We start from the raw sequence: 22291 nt of genomic DNA, 5'->3' as shown, positions 1-22291 counted from the left end.
ATTTTGAATCGTGAGAAATATTAATAACTTGTGGGCTCTGCGTTTGCATCCCACTTGTTTTATATATACGTAATAGGAAGAAGTTACACATATGTTTTGTGAAAAATGTGGATCACAAATTAGTGATGATCAGCAATTTTGTAATGAGTGTGGAGCGAGGATTGATTCTTCTATTGGTTCGCAAACTTCTGCAGAACAAATAAATAATCCGCAGCAAGCAGTTTATAACCAATCAGAACAGCAACTGTATACTCAGGTTTATGAGCAGCCTGTAGACGCGCTTAAGAATAAGAAAAGTAAGTATTCAAAATTAACAATTATTATTTCGGCAGTAGTTGCATTAGTTGTGGTAATTGCTGGAATAGTTTGTTTTTTGAATCTAAATAAAAGAGTAAATAGTGCTGATGGGTCTCATAATAACGTAATTAGTGAGGCTGGAAAACAATATAAAAAAGTTCTAAAAGATTTTAGCGAAACCAAATCTTCCGACAGTAGTGACATGAAGTATTACTACACGCTATGGGATATAAACAAAGACTCTATCCCAGATTTAGTGATTGCGTCTTCGCGCAGCGCTGATACTACTAGAATGATAGACGCTACATATGGCGTTCGTGTTGCTTCTTACGATGGTAAAAAGCTTATAAAATCTGAAGATTTGACCACTAGTAGCGATTCATATGCAACTTTGTATTTTAACAAGAATCATGATGGAATAGTTACACTTGCTCCATTTGGTTCCGATGCTACAAGTGATGGAGATATGCCTTGGACAAAAACAATATATCGCCTAAATAAACATCATAAATTCACAACTAGTTCTGAAACTGTTGAGCATCCGTTAGGAAGCGATGGTGTTGTTCAAGGAACTGATGAATTATCAAGAGTAGTAATGCCGTCGTTTATTTCAATTTCAGACATGAGAGGCGTTGACGCATTAGTGAATAATGAAGAGAATTCACAAAAAGTGCGTGAGCATAATAAGAATGTTCAGAATTGGATTGAAAAGGGTTACCAAGTCTACACTGGAACAATAAAGACCTTAAGTAAGGAAGAAGCTAAGAACTTACCTGGCGCTGATAAGGATGATACTACTGGCTTCCCAGACACTTATGATGATAATGCACGCTTTACTGTTCTTTTGCTAGATAATCCATCTTCAGTTACAGTGGCTAATGGTTTTATGGATTGTGCTTTAAGACCAACTATTACTTTCGCTAATAAAGTAGCTGTGCTTATCAGTGACTCTAATGATGGAACTAGTAATAATTTCAAACAATACGAAGGTAAGAGAATTACTATTGCAACGAAACCTAATGGCATTATGTATCATGGTGGTGATTTGCCTTATGGTCAGCCATCGGTTTCTTCTGATGACATACATGTGATTAAGTAGTAGATATCTCAGTTTCAGTAAATTAGGAAATACTTAATTTGCGAAATAGAGAATAAATAGATTTGCCGCCAGGAATGTTGATTCTTGGCGGCTATTTTATTTTATTCATATTAATTTGCTTACCGTTGCGCGAGTTTGAGGGATTTCTTGAGTTGCGATTTTATTTTTCTTAAATATCAGTTTCGCCCCCAAATTCATCATTCAAAATGTTTGCGTTAGAGTTATTTTGTTGTGCCCTATTGTTCTGCTGTGCTTGATTACTTTCTTTCGTATGATCATTTTTAGCGGAATCAGCGTTTCGCTTTGTAAATTGAGTAGTTCCACGATTTAAATCGTGACCAATAGTAGCCGCTTCTAAAATTATGCGATTATAATCATTGCCGTCTTTTGTCCAACTTTCAGTACTCAAATTTCCAGAAACAACAATTGCATCACCTTTATGCACGCTTTTAAGAACGTTTGAAGCCAAAGTTCGATACGCCTTCACAGTCATCCATGTGGTTGGACGCTCATGCCATTGCTGCTCATCATTTCGATAATAAGATTGTGTGCTTGCAATTCGTAGAGAACAAGCAGGAGAATTTTCGTTGCGTCCAAAACTTATTGGTTCTGCGCCTACAAATCCGCTAATAGTCACAGTTGACTGTTGTTGTACCATATTCATCATCCTTTCACGATTTGGACTGCAGCCATTTCAGCCCCGAAATCAGAGCCATCATTGCCCCTGAGCTTCGCAGCCACAAGGAAATGCCGCAGTAATAACAACTATGAATGTTTTGCGAGAATTGTTCTAGAAAATTCTTTTATTGTGGTTAAAAGCTATGTTTTAACCACAATTTATTAAAAATATTGACAATAAAATCACTTGTAAAACAGCAAGATTGCAAGCATTTTCGCAATAATTCCTTATTAAGAGATACTATTAACCTATATTTGTTGCATTGAATGAACAGAAGAAGAGTTTTTTACTATGAAAAATAATAAGCAGGGATTGGTGCGCAATTTAGCTATGCATGTAAATTCATGCTCATCTAATTTATTTAAATCATTTGGTTTTAAATCGAATAGTTCAATGAATTCGAAGAATACGATAGTTAAAAGTGCTGTAGTGAAGCATATTGTATGTTCGCTGATAAGCCTGCTTGCTGTAGTATCCTTTGTGTGCTTGTCTGCACAAAGCTCCATGAATATGAATTTGATGGGCATAAATTCGTTAGAATTAAGCAAAGAAGCATCTAATTCGTCTACGTCAAACCTGTCTATTAAAAACCCGATTATTAAACAAAAAAACGTTGCACGTAGTGTTGGCTGGGTTCGATCTGTTGATGTAGTGCGCTATGTGCTGGCTTCAATTCGTAATGCACGTTCGCGTTTATACGACGATCGTAGTATTTACTTTGAAGGAATTCCTTTGCAAGATTATGTGAGTCGTTGCGGTTTAACTAAACAAGCTTATGTGAATAATATTCAATACGATTCCGCAAATGAAGAGGATGCGTATCGTCGCGCACAAGAGACTGCTCAACATGGTAAATTTGGTCATTTTGCTCCAGATGGTAAAAGCGCACCTGATTTTAATGGTAGAAAAGCTTGGGGTGAAAACTTAAGCTGGGGTACAGATCTTGCTGGTTCTATGCGTTTATGGATTCAAAATGAAGAGGGACCATTGCGCGCTACTCGTGGTGCCTTTACTGACGAGAATGGTCATTTGTATCAAATTTTGAATCCACGAAATATCTCCTTTGGTTATGGTGAAGCTCAAGGCGGTCCGTACGGCATTGTTGGTGATTTAACTTTGTCGGAATATAACGGTGATATTGACTATCCTGATGGCAAAATTGGTTATGGAAGCCCTCAAGTTTATCAGCGTCCTGCTGCAGTAGCGAATAATACTAAGGCAGCTAAATCCGATAAGGATAAAAAGGACGACAAGGATAAAAAAGATAAGAAAGATAAGAAGGACGATAAAAATAAGAAAAAACATAAGGGTGATAGATCTAGCAAAAAGAAAGCATTTGGGAAAAATAAGCATTTAGCCAATAAGGTTAATTCTCAAATTGCAAATAGTAAAGATTCCGCTAAAAATACTGAAAAAACTGGTATTTCTGGAATGGTGGTTGCTGTAATTGCAATGGTAATTATTCTTTGTGCTGTAGTTGTATTTTCTATTTTACTTTATAAGTCACGCAAAAATGCGCGTACAAAAGCTGCTTCTGTAGACACTGCTGTTGCTAATACTGCTGTTGCTAATACTGATACTGCTGTAAAAGAAGCTGCTGATAATACTGCTGTTGTAGCAGAAGAAGCTGTTTCAAATGAGACTATTTCGCAAGATTTTGCTGCAGAAGAAGCTGTTTCTGCAGGTTCTGCCTCTGCGGAAGAATAAAAACTTATAAGGTTATATAAATTAAGCCTGCAAACGATTAGTAAAGAACGCTTGCAGGCTTTTCTATTTCTTATTTTCTATTTTCTGTGCTCAATTTGAGATGCTTTACCAAATGTGCACGCGCTCGCTTGGGTCGAGCCACATCTCGTCGCCTTCTTGAACATCGAACGCATCGTAGAACAAGTCAACGTTGCGAGCAATGCCGTTAGTGCGGCATTCGGCTGGGGAGTGCGGGTCGATTTGAAGCAGCTGTTCCGCAATTTCATTACGAGCCTTGGAACGCCATACTAACGCGTAGCTTAAGAAGAATCGCTGCAAAGCAGTGAAACCATCTACTTCAGGAGCGTTAAGCAAGGTTTCGCGAATAGCATCATCACTTCCGTTGATTTCTTGTCCCTTGCTCTTTTGCAAGGCGAAAGCGTATGCTTTAAGCGCAATAGTCACGCCGCTTAAATCGCCAATATTTTCGCCGATTGTTAAAGCACCGTTTACGTGAGGCATCGCATTGCGCTCTTCTTTGCTCTTCAAGTGAGAGTACTTAACAATAAGCTGCGTTGGTGTGAAAGCATTGTATTGCTCAATAAGCTTCTTAGTGCGCTCAGTGAAGTTGGTTTTGTCTTCTTCAGTCCACCAATTGTTAAGTACGCCGTCGCCGTCGTATTCGCAACCTTGATCGTCAAAACCGTGACCGATTTCATGACCAATCACGGCACCAATAGCACCATAATTTGCTGCGTCTGGAGCGCTTGGGTTAAAGAATGGTGGTTGCAAAATAGCAGCTGGGAACACGATTACGTTCAGCAGAGGATCGTAGTAAGCGTTCACAGTTTGCGGAGTCATCTGCCACTCTTCGCGATCCACAGGATTTCCGGCTTTTGCAGTATTTTTACCAAAGCCAAATCGATAAACTTCGCGCATATTCTCAACTAAATCAGCGTCTTCCTTAATATTTAGCGCAGAGTAGTCAACCCAATGGTTTGTGTAACCAATATTTGGCTCAAATTTACTAATCTTTTCCAAAGCCTTCGCTTTAGTTTCCTCGCCAAGCCAGCTGCTGTGAGAAATCGACTCGCGGTAAGCGTTAATAAGATTGTCAACTAAGCCTTGCATATATTCCTTAGAAGACTCAGGGAAATGCAATCGCACGTATTCGCGTCCAACTTCCTCGCCACAAGCATCGTCAACAACTCCGACTGCTCGCTTCCAGCGGTCGCGTTGCTTTGTGGCTCCAGAAAGCACCTTGCCGTAGAAGTCGAATCTAGCTTCGGCAAAGTCTTCACTCAGTAAGATTGCCCAGCACAAAATCACGTGCACGCGTGCCCAAAGCTTTAAATCTTCTAAGTTAGTTTCCTGCCAAATCTTATTCAATCCTTCTATAAAGCTTGGCTCGTGAACTACTACTTTGCTAAAAGCTTCACGAAGATTGATTGGTTGATGTTCTGCTTCTTCGCAAGTTTCGTACGCTTTTTGTGCAGCATCTAAGAAAGCGTCGAGATTCAGCGCTTCAAGATTTTTTGCCAAATCAGCATAATTGCAAGGATTATAAGTTTTTTGAGAATCGCGAGTTGCCACGTTATCCCAATGATGCTTCGCGATTTTAGTTTCAACATTCAAAAAACGCTCGGCTTGAGCTTGGGTAGTGGCGGTATCTCCGTAACCAGCCAATCTCAACAACGAAGCTACCATTTTTACATATTCAGTGCGAATTGGAGCGTAGTTATCTTCGCGATAGTATGCTTCGTCTGGCAAGCCCAATCCCGATTGCTCAATATGCATAATATTCGTCTTAGGATCTTTAGGATCTCCGTAAACTCCAAAATAAAACATTGCATCTGGACCGCCGTACGGATTAAGCGTGCCAATAGTGCGAACCAAATCTTCCTTAGTTTCTGCTGAATCCACAGCGTCTAGATCGCCCTTAATTGGCGTAATTCCAGCTTTTTCAATAGATGTGGTATCCAAATAGTTACGGTATAAGGTTTGCGACTTTTTGGCTGGGCAATTTTCGTTTTCTAAAATATCTCGAATTTGCTTTTCTGCATCTTCTGCAAGCTTGTGGAAAGCACCATACATTGGTTTGTCTTCTGGGAGAGTGTAAGTGTCAATCCAAGGACCATTTACGTAACGGAATAAATCGTCTTGTGGACGAGTAGCCGACGAGAAGGAGGCAGGGTCGAAATCTACAGCAGAAATTTCCTTCTGCGATTCCTTATTATTACTATTATTACTATTGTTTTCATTGTTGTTAGACATGTGATTAGCTTACAAGTATTAAGCGACACTATTGTTAGTATTTTCGCTATATTTTGCTTTATTTTCGTGCCTGCGCGTTAGTCTTGAAGCATGATTGAACTTAAAACTCCATCTGAAATTGAAGCGATGAAGCCTGCAGGTCGCTTCGTCGGTAGTATTCTTAAAGACTTGAAAGCAATGACCAAAGTTGGCACGAATCTTCTTGAGATTGATGACTTCGTTCGTCAGCGAATTATGAGCCGCAAAGGTGCGTCTTCTTGCTATGTTGATTACGCTCCTGATTTTGGTACAGGTCCTTTTGCACACTATATTTGCACTTCTGTAAACGATGCTGTCCTTCACGGAGTTCCTTTTGATTATAACCTTAAAGACGGAGATTTGTTGACCCTTGATTTGGCAATTAACGTCGATGGATGGGTTGGTGATTCCGCTATTAGTTTTGTGGTTGGAAAGCATGCTGATCCTGAGGATTTACGCTTAATTAAGTGCACTGAGGAAGCTCTTGAGGCTGGTATTAATATGGCTCAGCCTGGCAACCGTCTTGGCGATATTTCTGCAGCTGTTGGTTGCGTTGCTCACGAGTATGGTTATAGCGTAAATCTTGAGTTTGGCGGTCACGGAGTCGGTCATATTATGCACGGCGATCCGCATGTTCCTAACGATGGAACTGCTCACCATGGCTACAAGCTTCGCCCAGGTCTTGTGATTGCAATTGAGCCATGGTTCTTAAAGACTACTGACGAAATTTACCAGGATCCTAAGGATGGTTGGACTCTTCGCTCTGCTGATGGTTCTCGCGGTGCACACACTGAGCATACGATTGCAATTACGGAAAACGGTCCTGAGATTTTGACCGTGCGCTAAACTTATCAATAGTTGATTTTGTAAGTATTTTGCGAGTAGTAATTGCGTAAAACAGGTATGTAAAGAGGTACTTTAAGTAAATGGCGGAATTTGATTTTTCCCAAGCGTTAAATGATGTTGAAGCAAAGTATTCTTTGATTTCTAAAGCACTAGATGTCGATTCGTTGAAGGCTACGATTGCTGATTTAGAAAAGCAGGCTGCAGAGCCTGGACTTTGGGACGATTCTGAGCATGCTCAGCAAGTCACGAGTAAGCTTTCTGCAGCTCAGTCTCAATTGAAGCGTTTGCAAGCTGTTGAACAGCGTATTGAAGATACTAAGACTTTAATTGAGCTTGGTGAAGAAGAAGGCGATGCTGATTCAATGAATGAGGCTCAAGAAGAGCTTGGAAATATTGCTCACGAGTTGGACGATATGGAAGTTCAGACTCTTCTTGACGGCGAGTATGACGCTCGTTCTGCGGTTGTTACGATCCGTTCTGGTGCGGGCGGTGTGGATGCTGCCGATTTTGCTCAAATGCTTCTTCGTATGTACTTGCGCTGGGCTGAGCGAAACGGCTATAAAACTAAGATGATGGACACGTCTTATGCAGAAGAGGCTGGTATTAAATCAGCCACTTTCCAAGTGGATGCCCCGTACGCGTATGGTCGTCTTTCTGTAGAAGGTGGCACTCACAGAATGGTTCGTATTTCGCCATTCGACAATCAAGGACGTCGCCAAACTGGTTTTTCTGCTGTTGAAGTAATTCCTCTTGTTGAAGCTACGGATCATATTGATATTCCGGATTCGGATATTCGCGTGGATACTTTCCAGGCTTCAGGGCCAGGAGGTCAGGGCGTGAACACTACGTATTCTGCTGTTCGTATTACGCATTTGCCAACCGGCTTGGTTGTTTCTATGCAAGATGAGCGAAGTCAGATTCAGAACCGCGCCGCTGCAATGGCAGTTTTGCAATCGCGTTTGCTTGTGCTTAAGCATGCTGAGGAAGCTGCAAAAAAGAAGGAACTTGCTGGAGATATTAAGGCAAGTTGGGGAGATCAAATGCGCTCTTACGTGCTTCACCCTTATCAGATGGTGAAGGATTTGCGCACTGGCTACGAAACTTCGCAAACTCAGGCTGTTTTTGACGGCGATATTGACGGTTTTATTGAAGCTGGCATTCGTTGGCGTCACGAGCAGCGAGTCGCAGCTCAAAAAGAAGCTGAAGCAGAATCTTAAAAAACTAAAGCTAGAACTAAAAACCAACAATTACACATAATCTTCGGAAGGAATTGAAACAATGTCGCTGATTTCATTAGATCATGTGTCAAAAATATATCCTCGAGGTACACGTCCTGCATTAGACGATGTGTCTTTGCATGTAGATCGTGGAGATTTTGTGTTTCTTGTTGGCGCTTCCGGTTCTGGTAAAACTACATTGCTTAGTTTGCTGCTTCGCGAAGAAGAAGCAAATGGTGGGGAAATTCACGTAGCCGGTAACGATTTGCGCAGACTTTCTAACCGACAGGTGCCGCAGTATCGTAGATCTCTTGGCTTTATTTTTCAGGATTATAAGCTGCTTAATAATAAAACAGTTTACCAAAATGTTGCTTTTGCTTTGGAAGTGATTGGCACGAGTCGGTCTACGATTCGTTCACTTGTTCCTCGTGTTCTTGAAACGGTTGGTTTGACTGGTAAAGAAAATAATTACCCACATGAGCTTTCTGGTGGTGAGGCGCAGCGAGTTGCAATTGCTCGCGCATATGTCAATCACCCTCAAATTATTCTTGCAGATGAGCCTACTGGTAATTTGGATCCAACTACTTCTCTTGGAATTATGGAAGTTTTGGATGCTATTAACCGAACTGGCACAACGATTGTTATGGCTACGCATAATGAGGAAATTGTGAACTCAATGCGTAAGCGCGTTGTGGAGCTTCATGCCGGCAAAATTGTGCGTGATGAGCGTGAAGGATCATATGATTCTGCATTGTATTTCCCGGATAGTGAAGTTGAGCATAATTCTAAAGCACAACAAACTGTTGAAAATTCTCAAGATCAATCAGATAGTGATGCTCAAAAATCAATTGCTCAATCTGAGCATACTGAACGTCATAAGAGGCTTTCTAAAAAAGCTCAACGTGCTGCTCAGGCGCGTGAAGTTGTTGACATGGTAACGCAATCGTTGAAGAGTGACACTTCAGAAAATGAAGGAATTGCACGTTTGGCTCAGTCTGTTCATTCTGGCAGAACTGGTCGTTACGGCGAAGTGTTCCAGTCTTTGGAAACAACGATGACTTGGGGACGCGGATTGATTTCTGCAAACGATAATGAAGATGTTGAAGAGAATGATTCAGAAGTTGAGATTTCGGAAGATAATAAAGAATCCTATGAAACTGCCGAATCTCACGAAACTGCTGAAACTAATGAATCTACTGAATCTACTGAATCTACTGAAAACTCTGAAGTGAGCGGAGAATCACAATCCGAAACCAGCGATGAGTTGCAATCAGAAGCAGAAAGTAAGTTGCAATCCGATGCTGAATCTGAGCGTAAATCTCAGCTTCCTCCTATGCCTCCAGCTCCGCCTAAGCCACCTGTTGCAGCTGAAAATACTAATAATGAGAACATTAGTGTTGACGATAGCAATAATGACATTAATAAAACTGAAGGAGCAGAGTAATGCGTTTACGATTTATTTTTTCCGAAACTTGCATTAGTTTGCGTCGTAATGTTTCGATGATTCTTTCGGTTATGCTTGTAACGTTCATTTCTTTCCTTTTTATTGGTGTTTCAGTGCTTATGCAAGCGCAGATTACCAAGGCAAAAGGTGACTGGTATGACAAAGTAGAAGTGGTTGCCTGGCTGTGCCCGGATGGAACTAGCCAATCTCCTTCTTGTGCTTCTGGAAAAGCGCCTACTAGTGCCGAAATTGTAAAATTGGAGCATATTATTCACCAAGAATTAGGCGATGATGTTTCAAATATCACTTATGCTAGCCGCAACGAATTTTATAAAAACACATTCTTAAAGCAATATCCTAACGGAATGTATCAAGGACGTACTTTAACTGCGGCAGACATGCAAGATTCGTTGCGCTTGAAGCTTACTAATCCTATGAAATATCAGGTTGTTTCAGAAGTTCTTTCTGGACGCGATGGTGTGGAAGAAGTTGTTGATCAGCGTCAGATTTTTGATCCTGTTTTCAGTGTACTTAATCGCGCTACTGTTGTGACAATTGTGCTTGCAGCGGTTATGGTTGTTGTAGCTATTATGCTTACTGGCACTACGATTCGAATGTCTGCTGCTAGCCGTCGTCAAGAAACCGAAATTATGCGCTTAGTTGGTGCCTCTAACTGGACTATTCGTATGCCGTTTATTCTTGAAGGAGCGTTCGCGTCGTTTGTAGGTTCTTTACTTGCTGGTGCTGCGTTAAGTTTAGTAGTTAAAATTTTTGTAACTGATTGGCTTGCGCAGAATGTGCGTTGGATGCCATTTGTTACTCAAACAACTGTGTGGCTATGCGTTCCAATACTTGTAGCTGGTGCAGTGGTGTTATCTATAGTTGCTTCTGCTATTGCTTTGAGACGATACTTAAAAGCTTAAAATGCAAAATAATAGGTGTGTAATTATTTGCGTTATTTTCGTATGAGTATTGTAAAAGTACTATTTTAGAAGATTTGAAGTAGAAACTCGCGTGATTCCTTGCATTACGGTATAATTCGCAATAGTGATGTTGAAAGGGAAGTGATATGAGCGAAGATCGACATAGCATGTATGCAATTCGACGCACTCATACTGTAGTGAGTTTAATAGTTGCTATTTCAATGATGTTTGCTGGTGTTGCTGGTGCATTATTTAATGCGTCTACAGCAAGTGCTGTCAACATGAAGGAATATAGGCGCAAAATACAACGAAACGAGAATTTGAAGCGCCAACTTGCTGGCGTAAGTAAACAACTTGCAAATAAGATCATTGAATTGAATGATTTAAATGAGCATAAAATTCCAAATCAAATACGAGCTGCTCAACAAGCAGAAGAGCAAGCTTCTCAGGCGCGCAGTCTTGTAGAATCAACGCAGCAGCGTCTAGAGTCTGCACAAAAAGATAAGCGTGATTTGGAAGAGAAAATTAAAAAAACTGGTGAAGATTTTGATGATGCTAAGGCTGCTGTAGCACAGCTTGCTCGTAAGAGTTTCCATGGTTCTCAGGCATCTAATGTTATGGATATTGTGACTAAATCAACTACCACAGAACAGTTTGTTGGAAAGTTACAATCCGAGGCTGCTGTTGCTAGAAGTGAAGCAAACGCTGCTAATGATGCTGCTATCAAGTTGAATACTTCTATGAATCGTCGTCAGCGTTTGGCTGCTATTGAAGCAGAAATAACCAAGTTAAAGCAGCAGGCGGATGCCCAAGCGCAAAGTGCTCAAATCGCTGCGAAAGCTGCCAATGATCGCAAAAAGTCCTTGCAAAGTTTGCGAGATCATGGTGAAGAGATTCGTAAGCAGCTGGAAGGTCAAAAGAGTAGTTTGACTTCTCAGTCTGCGCGTGAGGCTGCAGAAATTATAGCAATGAAATCTGCCATCGATGCTCAAGCGCGTGCTCTTGCTAATAAGTCATTCGCTAAAGCCGATCCGAATGCTGGTAATCGTCAGCAATTGAATGGAAGTTCTGGGAAGAATGTTTACCTTCCTCCGATGCAACTTTCTAATGGCGCTGCTAATGGTATGAATTATACTGTTCCTGGAAATTGCGCAGAAGGTTCTAAGTTCTGCTACGGGCATAATACTGGAAACACTGTTGGTGGTTCTGCTTATCCTGCTCGTCAATGCACGTTATGGGCTTATTTGCGTCGTTCGCAACTTGGTCTGCCTGTTGGCTCCTACATGGGTAATGGTGCTGAGTGGGCGAATACTGCTCGTAGGCTTGGATATTTAGTTAATAGAATTCCACATGTTGGTGCTGTTATGGTGTTTGCTCGTGGCCAACGTGTTGGTAATTGGAATGCTGATTGGCAATATGGACATGTTGCGGTTGTGGAACGTGTGAATGCTGATGGATCAGTTCTTATTTCTGAAGGTGGAACTGGTTTTGCAACATTCCCTGCTTATGAAACTATTTATAATCCAGGCGATTATGAGTACATTCATTATTAAATATAAGCACTTCATAGTTTTCAATTTATTGAAATTGAAAACGTTGTAAGATTTACGACTTATTGTTCTTGCCATAAGATAGTAGTATCTTATGGCAAGTTTCTTTTGTGTGTGATGTGTACTGGAGGGGAATTATGGCAAATAAGCCTGCGCAAGATGGCACTGTTACTGTGGCACAAAACCGTAAAGCGCATCATGATTATGTAATTGAAGATTGTTATGAAGCAGGTCTTGCTCTTACTGGTACTGAAGTTAAGTCACTTCGCGAAGGGCGTGCTTCTTTAGCTGAATCATTTGTGAATATTGATCGTCGTGGTGAAATGTGGCTTGAAGGAGCAAATATTCCTGAATATTTAAACGGCACATGGAATAATCATGCTCCTAAGCGCAAGCGTAAGCTTCTGCTTCATGCTGCTGAGATTGCTAAGCTTTCTAGGCAAACTGAGGCGAAAGGCTACACTGTTGTGCCTTTGCGTTTGTATTTTAAGGGAAGCTACGTAAAAGTAGAAATTGCTTTAGCGCGCGGTAAAAAGGAATTTGATAAGCGTCAGGCTTTGCGTGAGGAGCAAGATAAGCGAGAGGCTTTGCGTGAAATGCGTTACCGTAATCTGCGTTCTCGTAGTATTGATTAAGAGTTGATGTTTCTTTTTATACGTTTTTGAAACACATGTGCGCTTCGCATGGGATAGAAAGTGCGACAATACGACACGCACATATTATACATTATTGCGAATAATATGCAGTTTTTGTTTATGAAAAGCATAATTATTGTGCAGATGTACTGCATGAGTATCTTCGTATATTCAATAATCGTATAAAAGGCTGTTGAATTTGTAGGGTTATCGTGTATAGTTATACACATTAATGCAAATTATAGATTCTTAGTACATACATGAGGAGAAGAACTATGTTTAAATCTATGAAGCCTGTTGCTATTGTTGCATCTTTAGTAATGATTGGCAGTATTGCTGCATGTGGACCTGCTGATTCTAAAGAAGCAGACCCTGATATTGCTCGTAGCTATGATATAAGTCATGTGCAAAAAGATGATGCTGTTGCAGCATTGGTACCAGCAGAAGTTGCAAAAACAGGAGAGTTAACTGTTGGTGTAAACGTAAGTTATGCCCCTGCAGAATTCTTTGCTGCAGACGGTAAAACTCCTGTAGGTTACGAAATTGATTTTTCGAAGGCTCTTGCAAAGGTCATGGGCTTAAAAGCAAAAATTATGCATGCTCAGTTTGACTCAATCATTCCAGCAATAGGAAGCAAATATAATGTCGGTATTTCTGGTTTTACAGTAAATGCTGAACGTATGAAGTCTGTAGACTTTATTACTTATGCCAACGCAGGCTTGTCTTTTGAAGTGCGTAAGGGAAATCCTACTAAAGTAGATCCAAAGAACCTTTGTGGCAAGAAAGTAACTTTGGAAACTGGAACTGTTGGCGAACCTATTATGGAAGAAGCAAAGAAACAGTGCGCAGCTAAAGGGAATAAGCCTCTTGAAATCATGAGCTTCAAGGAGCAAACTGACGCAACTACCGCACTTCTTTCCGGTCGCGCTGATGTTATGTATGCAGATACTCCTGTTGCCGGTTACGCTTCAATTAAGAATCCTGGAAAGCTTGAAATTTTGGAAAACAGCAAGGATTCTGAACCAATGGGAGCGGCTGTTAAAAAGGGTGATGCAGCGATGTTGAAGGCTGTAAAAGCTGGTATTGATAAGCTTATGAAGTCCGGCATCTACAAGGATATCTTGAAGAAGTGGGGCGTTGAAGATGTTGCTATTGAAAAGTCTGTAGTTAATCCAAAACTATAAAACTTTAGCTATCAAACTTTAGCTAYCAAATAATTGAATAATTATCTAAAATGATATCGTTAATCTGAGTCGTGATTTAATTCTCGGCTCAGATTGTTTCTTTACTTTGCTGTTTTTGTATAAACGTATTTATTGGAGCATATTTTGAATTCTTTAATTGGTAACTCTGCTAAGAGCAAGTCCGGAGTAGCTAACTCTGAACGTATTTTGCCAGTAAAAAAGCCAGGACCTATTATTGCCGGAGTCATTGTAGCTGTAATAGCATGTTCGCTTCTTTACAGTATTATTACTAACCCTCGTTTTGAATGGCAAGTAGTCGGAATATATCTAATAAGCGATAATGTGCTTTCTGGTATTGGCTGGACGTTACTTCTTACGCTAATTGCTATGGTAATTTCAATCGTGTTTGCTGTAGGCTTAGCGATGATGCGCAAGTCAGTTAATCCTGTGCTTCGTGGCGTAAGTTGGTTCTTTATTTGGTTTTTCCGTGGTACTCCTGTTTATACGCAGCTTGTATTTTGGGGCATGTTTGCGGTTCTTGTGCCGAGAATTGGTATTGGTATTCCTTTTACTTCTGTAGAATTTTGGTCTATTGATTCTAATGTAATTATGACTTCTCTTACTGCTGCTGTAGTTGGTTTGTCTTTGAATGAATCGGCTTATTTGTCGGAAATTGTTCGCGCAGGATTGGAAGCTGTCGATAGTGGACAAGTTGAAGCTGCTAAGGCTCTTGGAATGGGTAGAGCTTTAACTATGAGGCGTATAATTCTTCCTCAAGCAATGCGTATTATTGTTCCTCCGCTTGGTAACGAAACAATCGGTATGCTAAAAACGACTTCGTTAGTTCTTGCAGTTCCGTTTACTCTTGAATTGCAATTTGCTACAAATGCTATTGCTAACCGTATCTATAAACCAATTCCGCTTCTTCTTGTTGCGAGTATTTGGTATTTGATTATTACTTCCATTTTGATGGTTTTGCAATACATGCTCGAGAAGCATTTTGCTAAAGGTTTTGAAGCAAGAGATATTGTAAAGCATGCTCAACTTAATACTGATTCTGATCAGCGCGGCGATCAATCATTAGATGCTAAACGGAAAAATGTTAAAGGACGAAATGATGCTGCTATGCTCGGATTTAATGCCTAAATAAACGCATAATAGCTTAAATTTTAAATATTTTTCTTTGTAAACTTTAAATTTTGCATGAAACAAACAAATTGGATGTGAATAAATGGTAGAAGCAAAATCTAATCTTCCTGCGGTYGCTATTAACGACGTGCAGAAATCTTTCGGTCAATTGCATGTACTTAACGGTATTAATATGACAGTGAATCCAGGTAGCGTAACAGTTATTTTGGGTCCGTCCGGTTCTGGAAAATCGACGTTATTGCGTTTAATTAATCAACTAGAAACTTTGACTGCAGGAAGTATAAGTATTTATGGCGAGCGCATCGGTGTAAAGCAAGTAATGCATAAAGGTGAGAAATGTCTGCAGGCTCTTAACGACAAAGAAATTGCTCAACAGCGTGCGAAGCTTGGCATGGTATTCCAGCGTTTTAATTTATTCCCTCATATGACGGCTTTAGAGAACGTTATGGAAGCTCCTGTTCATGTTATGCATATGAAAGCTCAAGAAGCGCGCGATTTAGCTATTGAAGAACTAAAGCGAGTTGGCATGGATGAGCGTATGAACCATTATCCTGCAGAACTTTCAGGCGGTCAGCAGCAGCGCGTTGCAATTGCTCGCGCTCTTGCTATGAAACCGGAAATTATGCTATTTGACGAGCCAACATCTGCGCTAGATCCAGAGCTTGTAGGTGAAGTGTTAACCGTTATGCGAAATCTTGCTAAAGATGGCATGACTATGATTGTAGTAACTCACGAAATTGGTTTTGCGCGTGAGGTTGCAGATCAGGTTGTGTTTATGGATGGCGGTGTCATAGTTGAGCAGGGTAGTGCAGATATTATTACTAATCCGCAAACTGATCGTTTTAAAGATTTCCTAAATCACGTATTGTAATTTACGTAAGAAACGTATCTTATTTATGTAGTTTTGCATAGTTTTTGTGTGCTTCTCTGGCGTGCACTCGCTCGCATAACGTACAATAGAAGATTATGTGTGGCATTGTAGGATACGCAGGTTTTGGAAAAGTTTGTGCAAAACCTTTAGAAGTTTGTTTAGGTGGGTTAGAGCGTCTAGAATATCGCGGATATGACTCTTCGGGCGTAGCTTTAGTTGCTCCTGGGATGAAATGTGCGACTGTGAGAAAGAAAGCTGGTCGTTTATCTGTTCTTCGCAATGATATTGATGCAAACCCTATGCCTGAGGCGAGTGCAGCTATTGGTCATACTCGTTGGGCTACTAATGGTGCTCCTTGTGACATTAATGCGCATCCTCATACTAGTGCAGATGGCAAAATCGCGCTTATTCATAATGGCATTATTGAAAATGCTGTTGTATTAAAAGAGCAGCTTCACGAAGAAGGATACGAATTTTCTTCTCAAACAGATACTGAAGTTGCTGCAAAATTACTTGGCAAAATTGCGAATGATATTGTAAACGAAACTGGTAAGCCTGATTTATTTACAGCTCTTCGTCGTACTGCAAAAATGTTAAAAGGAGCTTTCACATTACTTGCTGTTGACGTTCGTCAGCCTGGTATTGTGGCTGCTGTTCGTCATGATTCGCCTTTGGTCGTAGGTCTTGGAGACGGTGAATATTTCCTTGGCTCTGACGTTGCAGCTTTTGTTGCTTATACGGATCGAGTCTTGGAAGTTGGTCAAGATCAAGCTGTGTGCATTGGAGATGTAGATGGCAGCGGCAAGGCATCTTTGCTTCTAACTGATTTTGACAATAATATTGTTGAAAATCCTACTTGTTTTACGGTTGATTGGGATGCTTCTGCAGTAGAAAAAGGCGGTTGGGATTCCTTTATGGATAAGGAAATTCATGAGGATCCACATGCTGTCGCTGACACTTTGCGAGGTCGCTTTGATGCGCAAGGAAATATTGTGCTAGATGAAGTGCATATTAGCCAAGATGTTTTGCGTTCAATAGATAAAATTATTGTTGTTGCTTGCGGAACTGCAAGTTATGCCGGATTGGTTGCAAAATATGCTATCGAGCATTGGGTTCGTGTGCCTGTAGAAGTTGAATTAGCGCATGAGTTTAGATATCGTGATCCTATTTTGACTCATCGCACGCTGGTTGTTGCTATTTCGCAATCTGGTGAAACAATGGACACGCTTATGGCTTTGCGCCATGCGCGCGAGCAAGGTAGTCGAGTTCTTGCAATTTGCAATACGCAAGGTTCTAGCATTCCGCGCGAATCTGATGCAGTTCTTTACACGCATGCAGGTCCAGAAATAGCAGTTGCATCTACTAAAGCTTTTGTTGCGCAAATAGTTGCAGCCTATATGCTTGGTCTGTTTTTGGCGCAAGTAAAAGGCACTATGTATCGCGACGAAATTCAGCAAATCGTTGCGCAATTAAAAGAGATGCCGGATAAAATTCAGCATGTACTTGATACACAATCTGAATCAATTATGAAAGCTGCTGAGCATACTCTGGAAGCTAAATCTTTCCTTTTCTTAGGTCGACATGTTGGATATCCTGTTGCGCTAGAAGGTGCGTTGAAGCTTAAGGAAATTGCGTATACGTTTACTGAAGGTTTTGCTGCGGGTGAGCTTAAGCACGGTCCTATTGCGCTTGTAGATGAAGGTGAGCCGGTAGTTGTGATTGTGCCATCTTCTCGCGGTCGTGATGTGCTTCATGCGAAAGTTATTTCTGGAATTGAAGAAGTTAAAGCGCGCGGAGCTTTCACTATAGCTGTTGCAGAAGAGGGTGATCCAGATGCTTCTCGCTATGCAGATATTGTGTTCTGGCGTCCTAAATGTGCGACTTTGCTAAGTCCTCTTGTAGATGTAGTTGCATTGCAATTATTTGCAATGGATATGGCAAAGTTAAAAGGTTATGATGTTGATAAGCCTCGTAATCTTGCAAAGTCTGTAACTGTTGAGTAAGCGCATAACAACGTTGAGTAACATAAAGTAACGGATGGCAAATCTTATGTCTGCATTTGCAAGAATTTTGCAACAACGCAATCATTTTGGACGCTTGCTTCTGTCGATACTTTGTGTTTTTTCTTTGCTGTTTTCTTGCGGATGCGGAACTAAAGATTCTAGAACTCAAATTAGTGTTTGGTCTTGGGAACCAAGCATGAAACGACTTGCTGAAGAATTTGAATTACATAATCCAGATGTTCATGTAACTGTAAAAGATACTAGCGGATATAGCAATCTTAATAGTGCTATTCAAGATGGCTATGGTATGCCAGATATTGTTCAATTAGAATATTTTGCTCTTCCGCAATATGCTGTAAGTGGACAGCTTTTAGATATTACTGATCGTGTGAAAAATACTCGCACATTCTATACTCCTGGAACATGGTCTTCTGTGCAACTTGGTGGACGTGTTTACGGTTTGCCGATGGATTCTGGCCCAATGGCTTGGTTTTATAATGATGACGTGTTTAAGCAGGCTGGTGTAGATGCCACAAAAATACACACTTGGGAAGATTACCGTCACGCTGCTCGTAAGCTTAAAGATATCGGTGTGTATATTGCAGCAGACTCAGGTGACGCAAGTTTTTATAACGCTATGATTTGGCTTGCAGGTGGACACCCGTTTATGACTTCTCATGATGGGAAAACAGTTACTGTTAGATTGAGCAAAGATAAGGGTACTGAAGAGTTTACAAAGTTCTGGCAATCAATGATTGATGAAGGATTGATTGACATTAGAACTACAACTTGGAGTCAACGCTGGAAGAACGGTGTTGGAGCTGGTAAGATTGCTTCTGTTTTCTCAGGAGCCTGGATGCCGTCTTTGCTTCTGGAAAATGTGCCTGGAACTGCAGGATTGTGGAAGGTGACGAATGTGCCAACTATGCACGGAGAAAAGCGTAATGCAGAAATGGGCGGTTCTTCGTTATCTGTGCTTAAATCGAGTCGTAAGCCTGAAGCAGCAATGCGATTTGTGAATTTTGTATGCCATGATATGCATGGAATTCGTACTCGTGTCAATGGTGGAGCGTTTCCTGCAGATGTTGTTACGCTTAGAGATAAGTCATTTTTAGATAGAGCTACTATTCGTGATTCACGAGGCATTGATATACCTTATTTTGGCGGCCAGAAGTTTAATCGTGTATTTGCAGATGCCGCTAATCGCGTGGATACGGGATACAGGTATTTGCCTTTTGAAGTGTATTCGCGAAGTGATTTTAGAGCAACTATGGGTCAAGCATATGACTGGAGTGTTAAATCTTTAGCTAGATTAAACGTGCAAGCCATGATTGATGCTGGTGTTACTCAAGATGATGGAAGTAAATTGTGGCTTCCAGATGATCCTGGTAAACGTATTTCTTTAAAAGATGGTCTTTTATTGTGGGAAAAAGATCTTCAAGAATATGGTTACAATCAAGGATTTGTAGTTAGATAATTTCGTAACGTATTAAAATTAAGTGATTTCGTAAAAGCAGCTTAATTTTGCGTAAAAGTAAGATCATTAGCAAAAGTAGTATAAATACAATAGGATAGTATAAATACACATACAATACGTGCGCGCGTGATTGCAGATTAACTTAATTAATCCGTAAATGTCAATATAGGAAGTAGGCACACATGTTATTAGCAGTAGACATTGGTAATACGAATATTGTGCTGGGTTTTTTGGAAAATAACCAAATTGTTGGCACTTATCGTATGACAACAAAGTCTAATCATACATCAGACGAGTATGGCATTATGATTGCGCAATTTTTGCATTTAAGCGGATTTACAATAAACGATGTTGAAGATGTTATCGTTGCTTCTGTTGTGCCGAAAGTTATGCATTCATTCCGCGCTAGTATTATCAAATTTCTTCATATTGATCCTATGATTGTAGGTCCTGGTGTTAAAACCGGTATGAATATTCGTATTGATGAGCCAAGAACTCTTGGCGCGGATTGTTTAGCTGATTGCGTTGGTGCGTTTAGTGAGTATGGAGGATCTGTACTAGTTATTGATTTTGGTACGGCAACAACTTACAACTATATAGATAAAAGTGGTGCTATTACTTGCGGACTTATTTGCACAGGTATTCGTACTGCAGCTGCGGCACTTTGGGATAACACGGCTCAGCTTCCAGAAGTGGAAATAGCTAGACCGCAGTCTGTTCTTGCAAAATCTACTAAACTCGCAATGCAAGCTGGATTATATTACAGCTTCTTGGGTGGAATTGAGCGCACAATTGCACAATTTAAAACTGAAATAGACGAGCCATTTAAGGTAGTTGCTACTGGTGGCTTGGGTAGGCTTTTTGAAAATGACGTGCAATCGATTGATTATTACGATCCGGATCTTATTTTCAAAGGTATGGCTTCGATTTATCAACGAAACTTGCGCTAATAGTAAATATCGTTTATTTGTTGTTTTTTGCTCCAAACGTGGGTAATTTTGCTCGTGTTTGGAGGGTTTTGGGTTGTGTTGTGCTCCAAATGTGAGGGAGGTCTGCCTTCGTCGATAAATATGAAGGCAGGATAGTTTTCGTTCTGTGTCAATGTTCAGAATCAAAAACCTCCGCAAATATTGCTACTTGCGAAGGTTTTTGTATGTAACTTATTTAAATTTTACGCTTTAACTGGCGCTTTACTTACGTTTTTATTTGCAAATTCGATTACAAATCCAGGAAAAGCTGATGGATTCGCATATCGTCGTCAAGCTCCGGGTGGAAGGATGTGCCGATTTGCTTTCCTTGGCACGCGGCGACAACATGACCATCTACAGTTGCAAGAGCTTTGGCATTAGAGCCTACTTCTGCAATGTAAGGCGCGCGAATAAACGTCATCGGCACATTGCCTAGCTCACCAAATTCAGCCTCGCAATGGAAGCTTCCGAGCTGGCGTCCGTAAGCATTGCGTTTAACTGTTACGTCTAAAGTGCCAAAACCGTTTACTTCGTCACCTTCCACGTTTTTCGCAAGCAAAATCAAACCTGCGCAAGTGCCAAGAACAGGCATCCCTCCTGCAATGCGCTCGCGCAAAGGTTCGAGCATATTTTGCTCACGAAGAAGCTTAGCTTGCACAGTGCTTTCGCCGCCCGGAAGTACTAAGCGGTCAAAAGACTGCTCCAAGTCGCGCGCTTGACGAAGTTCAATAACGTGCGCGCCTAATTTTTCAAGCATTAAGCGATGTTCAAGAAAAGCACCTTGAACAGCTAAAACTGCTACAGTATGAGCGGAGTTATCAGTATTGGTAGGTGAGTTTGACAAAATCACTCGCCTCGCTCAGCCATTAAAAGCTTGATTTCCTGCTCGTTAATGCCAACCATAGCTTCGCCCAAGTTTTCGGAAAGTTGAGCAATCATCTTGGCATCCTTGTAATTAGTTACAGCCTTAACGATTGCGGCAGCGCGCTTTGCTGGGTCTCCAGACTTAAAGATGCCGGAGCCAACGAATACGCCTTCGGCACCAAGCTGCATCATTAAAGCAGCATCGGCTGGGGTAGCAACGCCGCCGGCTGCGAAGTTAACAACAGGAAGCTTGCCGTTTTGTGCAACGTATTTTACGAGTTCGAAAGGCACGCGCAAATTTTTGGCTTCTTCAAAAAGCTCATCCTCGCGCATGCTTGTAAGCTTACGAATTGCGGAATTCATCATGCGCATGTGACGCACAGCCTGAATCACGTCTCCAGTTCCAGGCTCGCCCTTAGTGCGAATCATGGAAGCACCTTCGTTAATTCGGCGCAAAGCTTCGCCCAAATCCTTAGCACCGCAAACGAAAGGCACAGCAAAATCGCGCTTATTGATGTGATACACGTCGTCGGCTGGAGAAAGCACTTCGCTTTCGTCGATGTAGTCGATCTCGATAGCTTCAAGCACTTGTGCTTCAACAAAGTGACCGATGCGGCATTTTGCCATAACAGGAATAGACACAGCCTCTTGAATGCCGTGAATCATTGCTGGGTCGCTCATACGAGAAACGCCGCCGGCTGCGCGAATATCAGCAGGAATACGTTCCAAAGCCATAACTGCACACGCGCCAGAATCCTCAGCAATTCGCGCCTGCTCTGGGGTGGTGACATCCATAATCACGCCGCCTTTAAGCATTTGTGCCAGTTGACGGTTCAATGCTGTACGGTCTTCGCCGCTTTTGTTTTGCGGATCCGAGGATTCGTTCACAGTTACCGTAGTATTCAAGTTCTCAGCCATCATTCCTCGCTTTAGCTTTAACATATGAGCTTTAACATATGAGATACGTGTATGCATCTTAATATTTCGTGAATTTGCGCGCTTCTACGCTTTAATCTTATGTCGATTATTGCGTACGTTTGCAAGTTTACGTTCTGTTGGAATTTAACCACATTCGTAGGATATATCTCATATGTATTGGTATAAAAA

Annotated in this window: 18 protein-coding genes; 14 read left to right on the top strand and 4 right to left on the bottom strand. The window is 41.1% G+C overall.

Annotated features, from left to right (window positions below; genetic code table 11):
• Window positions 1–91 precede the first annotated feature (91 nt).
• The gene (locus A5294_RS00090; RefSeq protein ID WP_231880158.1) at window positions 92–1396 is read left to right on the top strand and encodes a zinc ribbon domain-containing protein; all 1305 of its coding nucleotides are present in this window, start codon (window positions 92–94) and stop codon (window positions 1394–1396) included.
• 169 nt (window positions 1397–1565) lie between these two features.
• Here the strand turns inward: A5294_RS00090 and A5294_RS00085 are convergent, their stop codons facing one another.
• The gene (locus tag A5294_RS00085) at window positions 1566–2054 is read right to left on the bottom strand and encodes a single-stranded DNA-binding protein (protein WP_004118831.1); all 489 of its coding nucleotides are present in this window, start codon (window positions 2052–2054) and stop codon (window positions 1566–1568) included.
• Window positions 2055–2366: 312 nt separating this feature from the next.
• On the opposite strand from A5294_RS00085, the gene A5294_RS00080 reads away from it, so the two are divergent.
• Window positions 2367–3782: a hypothetical protein gene (locus A5294_RS00080; RefSeq protein WP_064340154.1), complete on the top strand. Its 1416-nt coding sequence runs from the start codon at window positions 2367–2369 to the stop codon at window positions 3780–3782.
• Window positions 3783–3887: 105 nt separating this feature from the next.
• On the opposite strand, the gene A5294_RS00075 is transcribed toward A5294_RS00080, so the two are convergent.
• Window positions 3888–6035 (bottom strand): M13 family metallopeptidase, encoded by a 2148-nt coding sequence (locus tag A5294_RS00075; protein WP_064340153.1) that lies wholly within the window; start codon window positions 6033–6035, stop codon window positions 3888–3890.
• A 90-nt stretch (window positions 6036–6125) separates the two neighbouring features.
• Here A5294_RS00075 and map point away from each other — a divergent pair, with 90 nt between their 5' ends.
• From map to A5294_RS00015, 12 genes are all read left to right on the top strand, one after another.
• Window positions 6126–6899, top strand: coding sequence for a type I methionyl aminopeptidase (gene map / locus A5294_RS00070; RefSeq protein ID WP_004107450.1), 774 nt, complete (start codon window positions 6126–6128; stop codon window positions 6897–6899).
• Window positions 6900–6979: 80 nt separating this feature from the next.
• Window positions 6980–8116, top strand: coding sequence for a peptide chain release factor 2 (gene prfB / locus A5294_RS00065; protein WP_004107453.1), 1137 nt, complete (start codon window positions 6980–6982; stop codon window positions 8114–8116).
• A 61-nt stretch (window positions 8117–8177) separates the two neighbouring features.
• The gene (ftsE, locus tag A5294_RS00060; RefSeq protein ID WP_064340152.1) at window positions 8178–9560 is read left to right on the top strand and encodes a cell division ATP-binding protein FtsE; all 1383 of its coding nucleotides are present in this window, start codon (window positions 8178–8180) and stop codon (window positions 9558–9560) included.
• Entirely contained in the window at window positions 9560–10483 is a 924-nt protein-coding gene (ftsX, locus tag A5294_RS00055; RefSeq protein ID WP_064340151.1) for a permease-like cell division protein FtsX, read from the top strand. The genes ftsE and ftsX overlap by 1 nt, the downstream gene beginning before the upstream one ends.
• Window positions 10484–10629: 146 nt before the next feature.
• The gene (locus tag A5294_RS00050) at window positions 10630–12036 is read left to right on the top strand and encodes a CHAP domain-containing protein (RefSeq protein WP_004107459.1); all 1407 of its coding nucleotides are present in this window, start codon (window positions 10630–10632) and stop codon (window positions 12034–12036) included.
• A gap of 134 nt (window positions 12037–12170) precedes the next feature.
• Complete coding sequence (smpB, locus tag A5294_RS00045) at window positions 12171–12668, top strand: SsrA-binding protein SmpB (RefSeq protein WP_004107461.1); 498 nt, start codon at window positions 12171–12173, stop codon at window positions 12666–12668.
• A gap of 275 nt (window positions 12669–12943) precedes the next feature.
• A complete protein-coding gene (locus A5294_RS00040; protein WP_064340150.1) occupies window positions 12944–13852 on the top strand; it encodes an ABC transporter substrate-binding protein in 909 nt (302 codons plus the stop codon).
• Between the two features lie 156 nt (window positions 13853–14008).
• A complete protein-coding gene (locus tag A5294_RS00035) occupies window positions 14009–14998 on the top strand; it encodes an amino acid ABC transporter permease (RefSeq protein WP_032835534.1) in 990 nt (329 codons plus the stop codon).
• Between the two features lie 85 nt (window positions 14999–15083).
• Complete coding sequence (locus A5294_RS00030) at window positions 15084–15872, top strand: amino acid ABC transporter ATP-binding protein (protein ID WP_004118860.1); 789 nt, start codon at window positions 15084–15086, stop codon at window positions 15870–15872.
• Between the two features lie 95 nt (window positions 15873–15967).
• Entirely contained in the window at window positions 15968–17875 is a 1908-nt protein-coding gene (glmS, locus tag A5294_RS00025) for a glutamine--fructose-6-phosphate transaminase (isomerizing) (RefSeq protein ID WP_004118863.1), read from the top strand.
• Between the two features lie 46 nt (window positions 17876–17921).
• A complete protein-coding gene (locus A5294_RS00020) occupies window positions 17922–19352 on the top strand; it encodes an ABC transporter substrate-binding protein (RefSeq protein WP_064340159.1) in 1431 nt (476 codons plus the stop codon).
• Window positions 19353–19534: 182 nt separating this feature from the next.
• Window positions 19535–20302: a type III pantothenate kinase gene (locus A5294_RS00015; RefSeq protein WP_004107486.1), complete on the top strand. Its 768-nt coding sequence runs from the start codon at window positions 19535–19537 to the stop codon at window positions 20300–20302.
• Window positions 20303–20570: 268 nt separating this feature from the next.
• Here the strand turns inward: A5294_RS00015 and pdxT are convergent, their stop codons facing one another.
• Window positions 20571–21170, bottom strand: coding sequence for a pyridoxal 5'-phosphate synthase glutaminase subunit PdxT (gene pdxT, locus A5294_RS00010; protein ID WP_004118885.1), 600 nt, complete (start codon window positions 21168–21170; stop codon window positions 20571–20573).
• Window positions 21167–22000 carry a pyridoxal 5'-phosphate synthase lyase subunit PdxS gene (gene pdxS / locus A5294_RS00005; RefSeq protein ID WP_064340158.1) on the bottom strand — a complete coding sequence of 278 codons (834 nt, stop codon included), beginning with the start codon at window positions 21998–22000 and terminating at the stop codon, window positions 21167–21169. The genes pdxT and pdxS overlap by 4 nt, the downstream gene beginning before the upstream one ends.
• Window positions 22001–22291: the final 291 nt, after the last annotated feature.

Source organism: Gardnerella sp. 30-4, assembly GCF_001641215.1.
Taxonomy (GTDB): domain Bacteria; phylum Actinomycetota; class Actinomycetes; order Actinomycetales; family Bifidobacteriaceae; genus Bifidobacterium; species Bifidobacterium leopoldii.
Note: the sequence above shows the minus strand (reverse complement) of the source record. Positions and strands in the feature narration are given on the sequence as shown.

What these genes read in the sequence shown, in the direction of transcription:
- A5294_RS00090 (WP_231880158.1), top strand. Translation starts at nt 92, where the DNA reads ATGTTTTGTGAAAAATGTGGATCACAAATTAGTGATGATCAGCAATTT.
- A5294_RS00085 (WP_004118831.1), bottom strand. Translation starts at nt 2,054, where the DNA reads ATGGTACAACAACAGTCAACTGTGACTATTAGCGGATTTGTAGGCGCA.
- A5294_RS00080 (WP_064340154.1), top strand. Translation starts at nt 2,367, where the DNA reads ATGAAAAATAATAAGCAGGGATTGGTGCGCAATTTAGCTATGCATGTA.
- A5294_RS00075 (WP_064340153.1), bottom strand. Translation starts at nt 6,035, where the DNA reads ATGTCTAACAACAATGAAAACAATAGTAATAATAGTAATAATAAGGAA.
- map (WP_004107450.1), top strand. Translation starts at nt 6,126, where the DNA reads ATGATTGAACTTAAAACTCCATCTGAAATTGAAGCGATGAAGCCTGCA.
- prfB (WP_004107453.1), top strand. Translation starts at nt 6,980, where the DNA reads ATGGCGGAATTTGATTTTTCCCAAGCGTTAAATGATGTTGAAGCAAAG.
- ftsE (WP_064340152.1), top strand. Translation starts at nt 8,178, where the DNA reads ATGTCGCTGATTTCATTAGATCATGTGTCAAAAATATATCCTCGAGGT.
- ftsX (WP_064340151.1), top strand. Translation starts at nt 9,560, where the DNA reads ATGCGTTTACGATTTATTTTTTCCGAAACTTGCATTAGTTTGCGTCGT.
- A5294_RS00050 (WP_004107459.1), top strand. Translation starts at nt 10,630, where the DNA reads ATGAGCGAAGATCGACATAGCATGTATGCAATTCGACGCACTCATACT.
- smpB (WP_004107461.1), top strand. Translation starts at nt 12,171, where the DNA reads ATGGCAAATAAGCCTGCGCAAGATGGCACTGTTACTGTGGCACAAAAC.
- A5294_RS00040 (WP_064340150.1), top strand. Translation starts at nt 12,944, where the DNA reads ATGTTTAAATCTATGAAGCCTGTTGCTATTGTTGCATCTTTAGTAATG.
- glmS (WP_004118863.1), top strand. Translation starts at nt 15,968, where the DNA reads ATGTGTGGCATTGTAGGATACGCAGGTTTTGGAAAAGTTTGTGCAAAA.
- A5294_RS00020 (WP_064340159.1), top strand. Translation starts at nt 17,922, where the DNA reads ATGTCTGCATTTGCAAGAATTTTGCAACAACGCAATCATTTTGGACGC.
- A5294_RS00015 (WP_004107486.1), top strand. Translation starts at nt 19,535, where the DNA reads ATGTTATTAGCAGTAGACATTGGTAATACGAATATTGTGCTGGGTTTT.
- pdxS (WP_064340158.1), bottom strand. Translation starts at nt 22,000, where the DNA reads ATGCTTAAAGGCGGCGTGATTATGGATGTCACCACCCCAGAGCAGGCG.